Annotated in this window: 15 protein-coding genes and 2 CRISPR repeat arrays (1 of these 17 cut by a window edge); of the genes, 4 read left to right on the forward strand and 11 right to left on the reverse strand. The window is 28.4% G+C overall.

Translation table 11 applies throughout. The features are described 5' to 3' along the window. Window positions 1-346: direct repeats of the CRISPR family, unit length 30 nt; unit sequence ATTTAAATACATCTCATGTTGAGGTTCAAC; it begins 282 nt to the left of the window's first position. Between the two features lie 177 nt (window positions 347-523). The 9 genes from cas2 to CLCOS_RS16985 form a co-directional block, all read right to left on the reverse strand. Further along, window positions 524-808 (reverse strand): CRISPR-associated endonuclease Cas2, encoded by a 285-nt coding sequence (gene cas2 / locus CLCOS_RS16945; protein WP_063601504.1) that lies wholly within the window; start codon window positions 806-808, stop codon window positions 524-526. A gap of 16 nt (window positions 809-824) precedes the next feature. Beyond that, a complete protein-coding gene (gene cas1b, locus CLCOS_RS16950; protein WP_063601505.1) occupies window positions 825-1829 on the reverse strand; it encodes a type I-B CRISPR-associated endonuclease Cas1b in 1005 nt (334 codons plus the stop codon). A gap of 17 nt (window positions 1830-1846) precedes the next feature. Then, window positions 1847-2341, reverse strand: a complete 495-nt coding sequence (locus CLCOS_RS16955; protein WP_063601506.1) for a CRISPR-associated protein Cas4 — start codon at window positions 2339-2341, stop codon at window positions 1847-1849. Between the two features lie 40 nt (window positions 2342-2381). Continuing rightward, complete coding sequence (locus tag CLCOS_RS16960) at window positions 2382-4607, reverse strand: CRISPR-associated helicase/endonuclease Cas3 (protein ID WP_063601507.1); 2226 nt, start codon at window positions 4605-4607, stop codon at window positions 2382-2384. A 13-nt stretch (window positions 4608-4620) separates the two neighbouring features. Next, complete coding sequence (gene cas5 / locus CLCOS_RS16965) at window positions 4621-5334, reverse strand: CRISPR-associated protein Cas5 (protein ID WP_063601508.1); 714 nt, start codon at window positions 5332-5334, stop codon at window positions 4621-4623. A gap of 1 nt (window position 5335) precedes the next feature. After that, window positions 5336-6271 (reverse strand): type I-B CRISPR-associated protein Cas7/Cst2/DevR, encoded by a 936-nt coding sequence (gene cas7i, locus CLCOS_RS16970; protein WP_063601509.1) that lies wholly within the window; start codon window positions 6269-6271, stop codon window positions 5336-5338. Between the two features lies 1 nt (window position 6272). Further along, complete coding sequence (locus tag CLCOS_RS16975) at window positions 6273-7997, reverse strand: hypothetical protein (protein ID WP_063601510.1); 1725 nt, start codon at window positions 7995-7997, stop codon at window positions 6273-6275. Window positions 7998-8006: 9 nt separating this feature from the next. Further along, entirely contained in the window at window positions 8007-8702 is a 696-nt protein-coding gene (locus CLCOS_RS16980; protein WP_063601511.1) for a CRISPR-associated endoribonuclease Cas6, read from the reverse strand. A gap of 480 nt (window positions 8703-9182) precedes the next feature. After that, window positions 9183-9877: direct repeats of the CRISPR family, unit length 30 nt; unit sequence ATTTAAATACATCTCATGTTAAGGTTCAAC. A gap of 304 nt (window positions 9878-10181) precedes the next feature. Then, window positions 10182-11225, reverse strand: a complete 1044-nt coding sequence (locus CLCOS_RS16985; RefSeq protein WP_063601512.1) for an Rpn family recombination-promoting nuclease/putative transposase — start codon at window positions 11223-11225, stop codon at window positions 10182-10184. 666 nt (window positions 11226-11891) lie between these two features. Here CLCOS_RS16985 and CLCOS_RS16990 point away from each other — a divergent pair. The 3 genes from CLCOS_RS16990 (at window position 11892) to CLCOS_RS17000 (ending at window position 13414) form a co-directional block, all read left to right on the forward strand. Next, a complete protein-coding gene (locus CLCOS_RS16990; protein ID WP_063601513.1) occupies window positions 11892-12377 on the forward strand; it encodes a GNAT family N-acetyltransferase in 486 nt (161 codons plus the stop codon). 53 nt (window positions 12378-12430) lie between these two features. After that, window positions 12431-12916 (forward strand): GNAT family N-acetyltransferase, encoded by a 486-nt coding sequence (locus CLCOS_RS16995; protein WP_063601514.1) that lies wholly within the window; start codon window positions 12431-12433, stop codon window positions 12914-12916. Window positions 12917-13015: 99 nt separating this feature from the next. Continuing rightward, window positions 13016-13414 carry a hypothetical protein gene (locus tag CLCOS_RS17000; RefSeq protein ID WP_063601515.1) on the forward strand — a complete coding sequence of 133 codons (399 nt, stop codon included), beginning with the start codon at window positions 13016-13018 and terminating at the stop codon, window positions 13412-13414. Between the two features lie 14 nt (window positions 13415-13428). Here the strand turns inward: CLCOS_RS17000 and CLCOS_RS17005 are convergent, their stop codons facing one another. Together CLCOS_RS17005 and CLCOS_RS17010 are read right to left on the reverse strand one after the other, a co-directional pair. Next, the gene (locus tag CLCOS_RS17005; protein WP_063601538.1) at window positions 13429-13935 is read right to left on the reverse strand and encodes an AAA family ATPase; all 507 of its coding nucleotides are present in this window, start codon (window positions 13933-13935) and stop codon (window positions 13429-13431) included. Window positions 13936-13962: 27 nt separating this feature from the next. After that, entirely contained in the window at window positions 13963-14505 is a 543-nt protein-coding gene (locus CLCOS_RS17010; RefSeq protein ID WP_063601516.1) for a nitroreductase family protein, read from the reverse strand. A 203-nt stretch (window positions 14506-14708) separates the two neighbouring features. On the opposite strand from CLCOS_RS17010, the gene CLCOS_RS17015 reads away from it, so the two are divergent. Next, window positions 14709-15173 (forward strand): DUF1648 domain-containing protein, encoded by a 465-nt coding sequence (locus CLCOS_RS17015; protein ID WP_063601517.1) that lies wholly within the window; start codon window positions 14709-14711, stop codon window positions 15171-15173. Window positions 15174-15176 lie beyond the last annotated feature (3 nt).

Genomic DNA, 15176 nt, shown 5'->3' on the forward strand with positions numbered 1-15176 from the left:
CATGTTGAGGTTCAACACGAGCTTCTATAAAAGGAAGTGAGATACTAATGTTATTTAAATACATCTCATGTTGAGGTTCAACCATTAGAAAAAGGGAATAGAAGTGTTTTAGATTATGATTTAAATACATCTCATGTTGAGGTTCAACTTTCAAAAAGCAATAGATGATGGATATACAAATTTATTTAAATACATCTCATGTTGAGGTTCAACGCGTAACTAATAATTCTACTGCGGTTACAGGATCAAATTTAAATACATCTCATGTTGAGGTTCAACTTTATATACTTACAACTAAATAAATTACAATAATTTAATTTAAATACATCTCATGTTGAGGTTCAACCACAGTAAAATAGCCATTCCTTATTCTCATTATAACCCTAAAGCCCTTAACAATAAAGGCATCCGCTGAAAATTTTCCAACCGTTTTTGAATTTTCATAAACTTATAAAAAAAGTGCCTCAATCCATTACATATCAATGCATTGAAGCACTTCAAAGCTTCAAAGAGGTTGGAAAAATCAAAGTATTAAATTTTCAGTATTATTTTCATTTATCCCTAAAGTATCCTCCTCAAAACAGCTGTCATTCATAAGCTTTATTATTGTGACAAAATCCTTATCCTTTATAATCTTATTTAATTCACTCTTCAACTTTATCATTTTAGAAGTCGTTATAGCGCCTCTAAAAACAGAATTCTGATGGTGGTGGAAATATTTTTTGCATACTTTAAATACCTTATTTACCCTTTTCTCATTTACATCATAAAACACAAAAGCATAGTTGAAATTAAAATTTTTCCCCATAAAGCTCCTCCAATTATCACATCATATTTTTCAGGCTGAAAGGCTTAAATTCTTCACCTTCCACCACATACTTTATAAGCTTATATCCATCCAACCTTATAGCTGTCTTATAACTTATCTTCCTTTTAAGCTTTTTATGGTCAAAAACACTTTCAAATCTCTGTTCAATTGCCTGTACAAATATTTTCTTCCCTTCTTCATTCAAAAGGCAGTAATTGTATTTTTTATCAAAATGCTTGTTTACTTGAATTTGCTTTGTGTTTACCAACTCAAAAATTGTTCTATACACTATTACTGGTTTAAAAACTTCGGATAAATCCAAACTTAGTGAAAATCTTCCTTCAGATGGTTCATGCAGATAACTTATAGTCTGGTTTAAATGGGTATTATAAATTTGAGATACAGTTTTGGAATATAAAATTGAATTACCAAAGGATATAAGTGCATTTATAGGATTATCGGGAGGCCTTTTCACTCTTTTATTCATTATAAAATCTTCTGGTAAAATGTACTTGAAGTTTTCATAAAATCTCTGCCATATCTCCCCTTCAACTCTCAATATCTGCTTTATACCTAAATTACCATCCTCCAAATATTCTGGAACTTTTTCTTTTATCCAGTTAATTGTAGGCTCAACCTCTTTTTTATCATGTCTGTAATAATGATATAGTATCTGGCATATGTTTTCTCCTATACCCCTTACAAAGGACTTTGCTATATAATTTCTATTATTTAAAAAAGCTTCTACTTGCTTTATAGTAACCTTGCCACTTACAAGACTTTCTTTAGGATAAAAACTTCCACTGTAGTATCCATAGTAATTAAAAAAATGAATGACTATACCTGCCTTTGCAGCAAAATCAAGAAATTTGCTGTTTACTGTAATTTCATTCATGCAGTATATTTCTCTTGTAGATTCTATTGGAAGATAAAAATTACCTTTTTCATTATGAAATACAATAGAATTGTCTTTTCGCTTGAGTTCTCCCATACTCATCAAATATTTAGTTCCGCTGGCCATTAAATTTCACCTTCTTCTTAAATATAACAATATTCATAGTAAGCACATTTTTTGCATCCTTTCATTTTGCCAACTTTAGGAGGCATGTCCTTTTCAAGTAATTTTTCCATTTCAAGATTCAGCTCTTTTAATTTCATCTCATTTTCTTCTGTAAGGCTTACATATATTACTTTTTTCTCCTGCTTGTTTTTCTCCTGAAATTCAATTTTCCCGTCTCTATAAATTCCCTTGTTTTTTAATATACTGAGATAAAATAACACCTGCCATTTTACTGCTTCTACATCTGCATCGGATTTTTTTATCTCTACTAAATAATCCTTTGTAATCTTATCTATCTTTATATTGTCTATAGATATTTCTGCATTTTTATTTCCTTCTGCCTTCAATTCATGAATTACTTTTCCAATCTTTACATCTTCATTTGTATATTCCATGTTGATTCTGTTGGCATGCAGCCAAAATTGTCTTTTGCAATGAAAATAATAATTTATAAGCGTACCGTTTATTTTCATAGAAATGCACCTTTCATCATTATGACATATGTCTTAAAACTTAGCTTTCTCCAGGAAATAAATTGTCTATTTTTACTCCAACTTCATAATCATATTCAAAATTTAAAATATCATAATAATTCTTTACAAATTCGTCTCTAATTAAATGACCTGATTTTTCTTCTCCTAAATATGCTGGTAAAGATACTGTATTTTCGTACTTAAAATCTTTCTTATCATAATCATCTTGCAAAATAAAATCTTTTTTAGGAAATTCAATATCCCTTAAATTATAAATATCTTCACTTTGTTCTATTCCATAAAGCTCCTTCATAATACTATCAAACTTTCCATACCCTTCTACAAATTTGCTCTGAAGTTCATCTATAATCACTTTATCATTAAATAATTTATCATATACCTTGTTAAGCCATTCTGTATATTTTCCTAAAGGAAATAATCCTTCTTCAACAGCATCAAATGTTAGTTCTAACATTCTTATATAATAAGGTTTTATATCTGTATCTCTATATATAAATATTTCACCTAATCTGTCTTCTTTCTTCTTTCTATTTACTCTTCCAAATCTTTGAATTAATGAATCTATAGGTGCATTGTCTGTAAACATAACATCAAAATCTATATCAAGAGATATTTCAACAACTTGAGTGGCTACTAAAATGAAATGTTCTTTGTTTTTTAACTTATTATATATTTCATTTTCCTTTTTAACTCTGTCCTTTTTCTTAAATTGAGAATTATAAAGAATTATATTTTCAACGCCTTTATTTTTAAGTACTTTAAAAGTTTCTACAGATCTTTTTATATTATTTCTAACTATTAAGATATTTTTTTTTTCATTAAATTTACTTATAATGTTATCAAAATCATTATCCAGTGAATTCTCAACCTTGTATATATAATTTGCTTTTTTATTAAATAAACTGCTTTCACTAATAACTGACATATTATTTATGCCTAAAAGTTTCTTTATCTGATTAGGTATAGATGCACTCATAAGACAAACTGACACCTTATAATGCTCACATATCTCTAGAAATCTTTTTATAAAACCAATAAGCTTAAAATCATAGGAATGAACCTCGTCTATAATAATTACAGACCTTAAAAAATTTAATGTGGCAATATTATATCTACCTATATTTAAAAAGTATTTAAGCAAACTATCTATGGTAGAAACTGTGGCTCCTTTATTAAAGGTAGCACTAAACAAAATGTCACTTTCGAACTTATCATCAACTTTTCCGTTTTCTACCTCATATTTTTTCTCAAGATAAATTTTAGAAGAACTGTGTATAAGTCCAGTATTCTCTCCAAATACGTCTCTAGTTCTTTCATATAGCTTATTGGAGGTAGTTTGAGTAGGAAGGGTATATATTATTTTACTGAATTTATTTTTCAAATTATTTACTGCCCACAATAAAGAACCTTCTGTTTTTCCTTCTCCTGTAGGAATTTCTACAAGGACACTGCCCTTATAATTTGAAAGTTTCTCTTGAAAGTGTTTTGGATTAAATACATCGATTTGAATTGACTTTGCAAATTTACTACAAAGTTCATTTTTGCTAATTAAATAATCAAAATTTATTTTTGTCATACTTCCATTAAATTTTGCAGAAGCTATCCAGTCAGATAAGTTGACAATGCCAAGTACATAGGAATATAGTAATCTTAAGCTTTTATATTTTTCTTTATTTTCTATATATTTAACATCCTCATAAATATATCTAATTTTCTTTCCAAGTTCATTTAAATCCAGTTCTTCATATTTTAATTTATAATTACAGGCTGCATCCATATACTTTTCATAAGCTTCCTTATATTTGTAAAAAAAGATCTCTGCATAAGGCAGGAACTTAAAATTGAACTTCTTATCATTAGCTGCTGCTTTAAAGGAACTATTTTCTTTAAACACAGAATGATGGGTAAGAATACTCAGCATTAACATATTTACACCAAATTCTTCACTAAACTCAAAATCTTGAACTTTACTAAATAAACTTGAAGAGTAAAGAGAATGACAGCTTTTACTATCATTCTCTATGGTTGCTTTAAACTCTTCAGTAGCTTTGCCTATATCATGAAAATAAGAACAGAAAAATATTAAATCCTTAATTTTACTTTTACTCCAGCTAACTTCTTTTGAAATAAACTCTATTTCTGAAGCATCAATTAAATTTAATGCCTCTTCAATAACTGCAAAAGTGTGCTGATCTAAACTTTGAATAGCACCGTCTTTTCTTTTTTTAGCTATAATGTCACACATATTTTCATCTCCTTTAGTAAAAAACTATCCTATTTTCCCCACATATAAAACTTTCAATATCTTTAAGCTTCACATAGCAGTTTATATATTCAACTTGTTTATACTCTTCAGTAGCTTTTCTTGTAGTTCTAAAGTTTTTCTTTTCAGTTATTATATATTTTAAAGGAACAATATTAGCAGTAGGTACTTCTATATCTTTATGAAAATCCTTGACTTTTACCTCATACTCATATCCTTTATCCATAAAAACCGAATTAATAATATGTGTATCATTTTCTATTAATTTTACGTCATTTTTAACAGAAGATATTTTTATAAGTTCATCATCCAGTCCAAGAGAAGGAACAGCTTTAGGATAAACTAAAGAATTAAATACTTCTTTTCCTAATGAAGTTTCACCTATTTTTAAATAAATAGTATATCTTGCATTAAAAAGCCTATCTCTTCTTACAATACTTCTCCCATGCATACCACCCTTGCTCTCAAGGGACTTGTATGACCATAAATCTTTAGCCTTACCTTTTATTGAGTTTATAACAACTGAAACCTTAATCTTATCTTCATTAAAAATATTATAGTAGAACTTCTCTGATTTTCCCATAATATTAGTAAGCATCCCTAGTATAGTTGTTTTTGGTGGCGCTAAAAATGTTTTATGATAAGTTCTAAAAAATGGTACTCTAAAAGAGTTGAATATTCCTTCAACTTGAAATTTTATGATATCCATTTTAAATTTCTCCTACCTTTAAAGAATTAAAGGCTTCCGTTATGCTACATATTTTAATACCTGCTTTAGAAAACGATTCTTTTATCTCTGATTCATTTTTAAATACATTTCTTGCAATACCTACATCTACATTTTCAATTACAGCCTTATTATCTTTTATTTCATCAATAATAGCATTAAAATCTAAATTGTTATGTTTGTCAATGTATATGCTATTTAGCAAAAATGGATTTCCTGTTTTTTGCTTTGTAATAACTGCAAACTTCGGTGAAATATCTTCTAAATTTCTAGCTTGTTTAGCTCCACCGTTAAAAAATCTGATAGCATCTATTAGTTTATTTATTCTATTATTTGTTTCCTCTTTTGTAAGCATAGGAGTTACTTCATAGGTATATTCATTTATTTCTTTACCTACTTTATCTGCGTCAATAACTATATTGCCCCTCATATAATTTAAAGTATCTATTTCTATTTGCACAATATTTCCGCTCTTTTTAGTTTCATCTTCCACATACTGCTTTCTTGTTAGATAATCATATTCTCCTTTATAGGGATGAATAGAAACCATTGGTGCCACTTTCACAGGAGACCAACGTCTTCCCCCTTTAGGAAGCATATATCCAAATAAATCAAGATCACAGAATTCTTTGTACATCAATTGCTTATTCTTGAATTTATCCTTACCTTTTTCATAAATATCTCCATCTAGTTCTAAGAAATTTGGTTCACCTTTTTCGTTAACTGCAGTTATCCTTTCCCCTAATTGACGTAAGGTTTCTTTTAAATATCTTCTTTGGGCTTGACCTGATATGTAAGCATATTCCTCACCCTGATTATCTGTGATTTTCTTTATAGGTGTAATATTTCCTCCCATTCCTTCACTGCCATTTAGTGAAGCTAAATTTACCTTTGAAACATATGCAATGTTATAAAACATATTACTTACCTCCCTTTGACGTTTGTTTTGCATATACAGCTGCTCTATACTTATCAATTGCATAAATAGCTATATAATCTCTTATAATTTCCCAGTCTGCTGGTTTTTCTTCAATTTCAGTAAGAATTTCCTCCATTGTATTATTAAATTCTTTCGAAAACTTAGCATCTGCTTGCTTTCTTAAAACAGTAAACTTTAAGTCTTTAAAATAACTTACCATTTGCTTTTGGTTCTTAATATTTCTTAATTTAAACAATAAATCTTTATCATTCAAGTTAGCTGCAAAAACTCCTATTTCCCTACCTAACTCCTTTGACTTTGTATGTAAACTCATAATATATTCACCTCTCCTAATTTCTTTTAAATAGATGTTTTCAAATTCATATAAGCCTGAACCTAAACTTCTTTTGTTATTTCTCAAAATTTTAAAAGAAACTTCATAATATATTTTTCTTAAATCAGAGAATTTAAGAATACTCTCACAAAATTTCTTAATATTCAAGTTTACCTTTTCCTGATCACTTTTTGACAAACTTATAGAAGTTATTAAATCAGCAAAATATTTAAATAATGTAGAATCATCATACTTCATTTCTATCAATTTTTTTAAAAATCCAATAACTCGATATGTCTTTGTATATTCATCAAGACTAGACTTCATATTTCCATCTTCTGTATAGGTAACAAAACTTATCTTTAGTAAGTTATTGTAGAGTTTTTCTACCCTTCTTCTGATTCTCTCTCTATCAGATGTTTCATAATCATCTTCTATATGATATATATGAGATAGCATATACATGAAAAATTTCAATTGGAACTCACTAATACTGCTAGAAATGTAGAAATTATTATTTTCTATTCCATCATGTTCAAGTTGACTAGACATTTTAACATTAGTTGAAGAATTTTTTACTTTTCCAGTTTTTTTATCTCTATATTTTTCTATTTCATCACTTATATTGAAATGTTTTTTCAGATCATATAAAGCTAATAAATCTGTAGAATTTAAATAAATAAAATATACTGAATTATAATATCTTTTAGTTTTTACTCCATACCAATAAATAAGAGCATCCCATTTATCTATATAATTATCCTTATTTAAAAGCATATCTCTAAAACAGTAACCACCATCTTCAAATTGATGTATCTTTGAATCTAGATTTAACATGTCACCTTTGACTGAGTATTCTATGTAGCTTTTCACAGCTTCATTAGGCGTCATAAATAGTGGTATTTTACATTGATTTTCAGGCTTAAATTTAGAAGCTTTTTCAAATATTTTTCTATCTTCTTTTATGCTAGCGTCCTTCAAACCATTCTTTTTTGCAAATTCCATATATTCATTAAATAGTTTCTCTGTGGTCTTTCCTATCTCTGTAGGTGTTACATATTTATATAAATTTTTAACATCATTTCCTGAAGATTTCCCCTGTACATCATATTTTTTACTATAAATAAAACCTCCGTTATCTTTATCCCAATAGAGCCTATCATTATCTGTGTGAAATACTATATGATTATTTGTAATAAAGCCATTAAGTATTTCATTATAATATTTTTCATCTTCTAACTCCGGATACTTTAAATTTAAATTATTTTCAGTCAGCTCATACTCTAGTCCTTTAACACTATATTCATCTAAATACATCTTTAAATTTACTAAACCATTGTTATAAAACACATCTTTTTTAGTAAATTCTTTAATAACCCTAGAATCACTCACTATTTATGCTCACCTCCTATTCTCTATGCAGTACCCAGCCCCTAACACTGAGTTTTTTTCAGCTAAACCCGCTCCTAAAACAGTAAAAGCCAACTTCTGAGATTTTTCATCCTCATTTACTTTAATTTTAAATTTATTAGCTAGGAACTTTCTTCCTTTATACTCATAAGCTACAGGCTTATTATTTAAAATTTTTAGTTTTTCTACAAAATAGTCTTCTACTTCACCTATCTCCTCATTAAAGAAAAATTTATACTTCTTCTCAGCATTGGCATGAAGTCTTTTAACTAAAAGCAAAATATCTCCACTTGAGAGCCAAGGTTTACCATCTACTGTTACTATAGCTGGCGTTATGGTTTCAATAAAGTTTATATTATACCTAGCTACTTGTCCGCTATCTATGGCTATTACTTTTAAATCATTACTTTCAAAGTTCTTCATACACTCTTTAATTTCTACTGCAAAGGTTTTATTAAAACTTCGAATATTTAAGACATATACTCTATTTTTTCTATATATGCCATCCTTCTCCGTAGGAAAGAAGTTGTCAAAAACATATTTATATACCTTTTCTTTATGGTATATCTTTAGTGCCTCACTGCTAAGCATAGAATAACTTATATTTTTTCCTATAATCTCACTACTTTGTGTAAATTTCATATTTCTTTTTAATAATATTGCAATTTTAAGTTCATAATATCTCATAAAATCACGATCCTTAATAAATGTTTATGATATACCAAATATACAGATTGGTTTACTAGTAAAAGTTATTAAAAATGTGTTTTTATAACTTTCACATTTGTTACATATTCCAATCTAATTATACTATTATTTATCAATTTTTGTAATATATTTTATAAAATTACAATCATTTTCATATAGCAACCTAACTATACTAATTGCCTTACTAAGGCTTACTCATATTGCACCACTTTTTTAATATACTTATTGATGAATTTAATATAATTAAATCAAACTAATAGTGAAGTTTACTGGCCTCTTATTTCTAATTTTTAAAAATAATTATTATAAATAACATAAAATTATAACAATAAAACAAAAATCTCCATATAAAACTATATTGGAGACATTGATTACACTACATGTATGTTTCAATATTTATAAATTTAAACATCGTATGTTACGGTTAAAATATTTTTAAATAAGCAAAATACTTATTCAATTTAAATACATCTCATGTTAAGGTTCAACTTTTCTGTTGTTGTCCATAATTGCATTGCTAATTTTATTTAAATACATCTCATGTTAAGGTTCAACGAAATTGAAAGAAGGAAATCAGGAAAGCGTTATTGAATTTAAATACATCTCATGTTAAGGTTCAACACCACGGATAGTAGGAATGGTAAAAGCTACATATGAATTTAAATACATCTCATGTTAAGGTTCAACTAAATTTGGGGGATATGAAAATGAAAATAAAAACTTATTTAAATACATCTCATGTTAAGGTTCAACTAATTCAAAAAGCAACACAAGGACTTACAAAAAATGAATTTAAATACATCTCATGTTAAGGTTCAACATCATCATAAGGTCCAAAACTTCTATAATATAAATAATTTAAATACATCTCATGTTAAGGTTCAACACTACAAATACGGGTTTAGTCTGTTCTATATGAACCTTTAATTTAAATACATCTCATGTTAAGGTTCAACGAACTATTCAGAACTATAAGTACACAGTTCAGAACCATTTAAATACATCTCATGTTAAGGTTCAACTGATTTCACTGTTTGTGGGTATACCGCTGGAACAGCATTTAAATACATCTCATGTTAAGGTTCAACAGAGTAAGTATTATCATAATACTGTGTATTCACTGCATTTAAATACATCTCATGTTAAGGTTCAACCACAGTAAAATAGCCATTTCTTATTTTCATTATAGTCCTAAAACCCTTAATAATAAAGTCATCAACTGAAAATCTTCCAACCGTTTTTTCAATTTTCACAAACTCAGCCAAAAAGTGCCTCAATCCATTACACATCAATGCATTGAAGTACATTCTATCTTCAAAGAGGTTGGAAAAAATCTATCCCGGATATTTAGTTTAAAACACACCATAAGTTTTTGCCACAATTCTCTAACCATTTTTTAATTTCAAATAAAAAAGCATCCTTAAAGCTCACTTTCAAAACTTTAAAGATACTTTATTATTAAATTCCATATCTTTTCAAATCTTTTATGGTTTCTATATCAAATATGTCCTCTATAATTGAATTTAGGCTGTCACTGTCTAATAATTTTACCTTTTCTATCACAGGTTCATCTACATTCTTAAACTTTTTGTTTAGTAATTTTATAACTCTTTCAATATCCTTCAACCTAGATTGCTCTCTCTCTTCTTCTCTTCCTTTTGCAAATCCTTCTTCTATTCCTTTTTCTCTCCCCTCTTCTCTTCCCTCTTGCTTATAGTGGAGTCTTCTGATTTCATCTATACTCATTTTAAATGCACCTCCAATTTCCTTTTTATACTTCTCATATTTCTTTTCTAACTCTGGATCTTCAATTAAAAATAAGTATTCTAAAAAGTCTACTAGTGCTTTTATTTGCTCATTGTTTTTTACTTTTTCATATTCTCTTAGCTCTTCTGCTAATTTAATCTTTGCCCTATATATTTCTTCATCATCAGCTTTTGTTTCTAATAAATTCTTTGCTATTTTAAACACTAACTTTAACGGGTTGTCTTCACTGATATTTTCTAGATTTATATTTTCAACATCTACTGTTCTAAAATTATATGTTAATATGTCTTCTTCTATCTCTGGCAATCTATATATGTAATTCTTGTCTTTACCTCTTTCTCCCTTATATGTATATATCGCTGCTGCCACTATTTCCGATTTGTCCTCATACCTATACCTGAATTTATCCCAGATTCTATAGAAATATCTGAACATTCTCTCTCCAAATACTTCATCACAGCTGGCATAACTTTGTACTTCCACATGTATAAACAATATTTTACTCTTATTATTTTTTAATTTTACCTTTATTATTTTATCCGATATTACCTTTTCACTGCTATCTCTATCAAAAATTTCCCTTTGTATTTCTTGAAGTTCTTTATCTAAAGATTCTGTTCCATATTCCCATGCTATATTTTTAAATATCTCCGGGAAAAGCAGTTCTACTATTTCTACTTCAAAGGCTTCCAAAATTGATTTCCACGCTGCATCAAAATCGTGTTTCTTTGCCAAATCTCATCCACATCCTCTTATGTTTATCCTTCTTAGTACTAATTATAAAGCATTTATGTTTTTCTATCCAACATATTTTTAAATATTTACAGATTATTATTTTTATTCAGAAAATAGTGCCATATTAAGGTTCAACCAGCCAAACGGTTAAGAAAAAACTATTTGAAAGAGAATTTAAATACATCTCATGTTAAGGTTCAACTAGAATTGAACATACTAATTCTTTTATTCATTACAATTTAAATACATCTCATGTTAAGGTTCAACACTAATCCTAAAGCAGCAACACAAAGAAGTTTTACATTTAAATACATCTCATGTTAAGGTTCAACTCCCTTAAGCCTTTCGTTTTCTTCTTCCTTTGTCATATTTAAATACATCTCATGTTAAGGTTCAACCACAGTAAAATAGCCATTCTCTATTTTCATTATATTCCTAAAACCCTTAATAATAAAGGCATCCGCTGAAAATTTTCCAACCATTTTTCAATTTTCACAAACTCAATAAAAAAAGTACCCTCATCCATTGAATTCAAATGGCTTAAAGCACCTATATCCCTCAAATTGGTTGGAAAATACTCAACAAAATATAGTAACATATTGTATAAAATAGTATAATTTATTTGTACAGCATACAGATAAATAGTAATTTAGGGAGGTACCCAATATGGATGTAACGATTAGATTGGCATATAAGGAAAAAGAAGAATTAATCCAATTATTTAAAGAATATACGGAAAGTATATTAGCGGAAGGTGAAGAAGTTATTGCGTGTTTGAAATCGCAGCATTATAGTGATGAAATAAATGGAATAGCAGAAAAGTATGGTTTGCCAGAAGGAAGATTATATATTGCAAGTATTGACAATAATTCTGTAGGATGTATTGCGTTAAGAAAAGTCGATGAAGATTACTGTGAAATGAAACGCTTATATGTCAGACCAGGTAATCGAGGAAAACATATAGGAAGAAAACTTATGGAACAAATTATTTCTGATGCAAAAGAAATTGGCTATAAGCATATAAGACTTGATACGTTTCCTTTTATGGATAAAGCAATTAAAATGTATAAAAATTATGGCTTTTACGAAATCGAAAGATATAATGACAATCCAGCACCGACAGCAGTATTTATGCAATTAGATATACACTGACAAATTCCAATTTAATGTTAGATAATATAAATAGTAGTTTAGGGGGATAATCTATGATAAAGCAGGCAGAACAACATGATACTTTAGTGATTGAGGAGATATTACTAGATGCAGTGATGTGGATGGAAAAAAATAAATTACAGAATCAATGGAATGAAAACAGTATAAAATGGAATTCTCTATCAAAAGATTATCAGATTAATGATTTTTATATTGATTACCAGAATGGGGTGCCTGTAGGATGTATGGCTATAACTGATTTAGACACAAAGTATTGGCCTGAAATTTCAAAGGGAAAGTCACTTTATATACATAAGTTGGCTGTTAAGAGAGTGATTGCAGGTAAAGGTGTCTCAAAAGAACTTATCAATTTTGCCAAAAATTTATCATTAGAAAATGATATTAATTCACTAAGATTAGATTGTAATTTACAAAGAAATAAATTGAGGATGTTATATGAAAATGAAGGTTTTATATATGCCGGTAAGAAGAAATTAAAAAATAATTATGATATGGCACTATATGTATGGCATATATAAAATTTTGATTAACTACAAATTCCAATTTTAAGTTGATTATTAATTTCAACTTAAGACTAAGCATTATAAATAGTAAATTTATGAGGGAGAATGTGTATTATGAAAGAATCAACCATTACAACTACATTTAAATCAGATATTAAAAAAGTATGGGAAGTAGTTACAAATAACAATAAATATGAGTGGAGAAGTGATTTAAGTAAAATTGATGTTTCAGAAGATGGAAACTCTTTTACAGAATATACAAAAAATAATTTTTCCACTAAATTTAATATTACTTTAAAAAAGCCTTATGAGCAATATGAATTTGATATGGCTAACAAGAATATGAAGGGTCATTGGATTGGAACTTTTAGTCCTGCTAATAATGGTACCCAGATTGAATTTACAGAAAAAGTATCAGTAAATAATCCTATAATGAATTTATTTGCAGGTTTGTATCTAAAAAAACAGCAGTCACTTTATATATCAGATTTAAAAAAGGAACTAGGTGAATAAATTTCATATTACTTTTATGTTGCTATGATCCGTTTATACATTATTTCTGCTGCATCTTTTGCTGAAATTTCATCTACATCTATTTTATCTGTATCCATTTTTATATAATTATTTAACCTGGGCACACTTCTATCAATGACATCTTCTGTTCTGGTTCCATTTTCAATATCTTTTGTAATTCGTTCAATTAATGCTTTTTGTGAACATATAAGAGAAAACTTATACACCTTACAACCCCTTTTGTTTATTCTAGATAATACATCATCAAGAATACTTTGCATATGCATTACCCAACAAAATATAATATTTTCATACTCCGAACATGAAATGAAATTATTTAGCATATATGTAATATTATCAATTACCATACTTTTAGTTTCATCTGTAACGATGAAGGGTGACATATTCCAGCACCAATCACCGTCAAGGAAGACACATTTAGGCAGCAGTTTTTGTAATTCTTTACTTGTTGCTGTCTTTCCTACACCCATTGTTCCATTTATGAAAATAAGATTTTTTATCATTTTACCCTTGTCATTCATAATCAATTACTTCCAGCTTTCATAATGTATAATTTCTTCCAGTTTCTTTCGTGGACGAGGTTTAGGCTTTTCATCTGCATAACCAAGTGTGACAATTCCAACTACATATTTATCATCAGGTATATTTAAAATTGGTCTTATTTCATTTTGTACAAACCATCCAACCCAGCAAGTACCTAATCCCAGGTTATCAGCTCCAAGCAATATATGTTCTACAGAAATTGAAGTATCTCTAATTATCTGTTTAAGTTCCTCTTCCGGACTGTTTTCATCCAATGATACAGCTATTTTCTCATCTATTCTGCAGCGTATGTCCGCTACACAAGCAATAAAAACTGGAGCAGAAAGCATCCATTTCTGATTATGACATACTCGTGATATTTTTTGCCTATTTGATTCTGATTTTACCACAATAAAGTTCCATGGTTGAGTATTGCTTCCCGATGGAGCAAGCCTTGCGCCTTCAATCAACTGCAGTATTTTTTCATTTTCAACTTCTCTATCTATGTATTTTCTTATGCTCCTGCGTGCTGAAATCTCTTCAATCATATCATCCGCTTCCCTTCTTAATAATTATTTTAACATAACATTATATATTAGCAAAACGTAAACATAGTCTTGCAACTTTCAAATTTCATAGTATAATTTTATACAAATATTCAATTTACTTAACCCACATTGAATATACAACCGCAATTTGTTTGCCTAAGATTGTTTTTGCCTTGATAATAATATGATTTGGAGAGTTGAAAATGAAAATTAAAAAAAATAAATATGATGTTATCGTCAATCTTTTAAGTTTATTATGCTTAGCTGGGACAGTTGTTGTTTTGACTATTCTATGGAAGACAATTCCTGCAGAAATACCTGGGCATCATAATGCCGCTGGTACTATTGATAAAGTAACAGACAAGAACTCTTTAATTGTACTTTTGCTTGTGGGATGGATTATATTTATTGGGTTATCCATTGTAGAAAAATTTCCTCAAATATGGAATACAGGAATACAAGTAACAGATCAAAATAAAGAAAAAGTATATAGAATTTTAAAAAACATGATAGGAACTGTAAAACTGTTGATAGCCTCAGTATTTTCATATTTGACGTTACAATCAACTACCGGGAAAAATCTATCACCACTATTCCTACCAGTCTTTTTGATTTTACTGTTTGGGTCGATTGTATTTTTTATATTTCAACTAGTAAAAGAAAAATAAATG

It is taken from the genome of Clostridium coskatii (assembly GCF_001675205.1).
In the GTDB taxonomy this organism is placed as follows: domain Bacteria; phylum Bacillota; class Clostridia; order Clostridiales; family Clostridiaceae; genus Clostridium_B; species Clostridium_B ljungdahlii.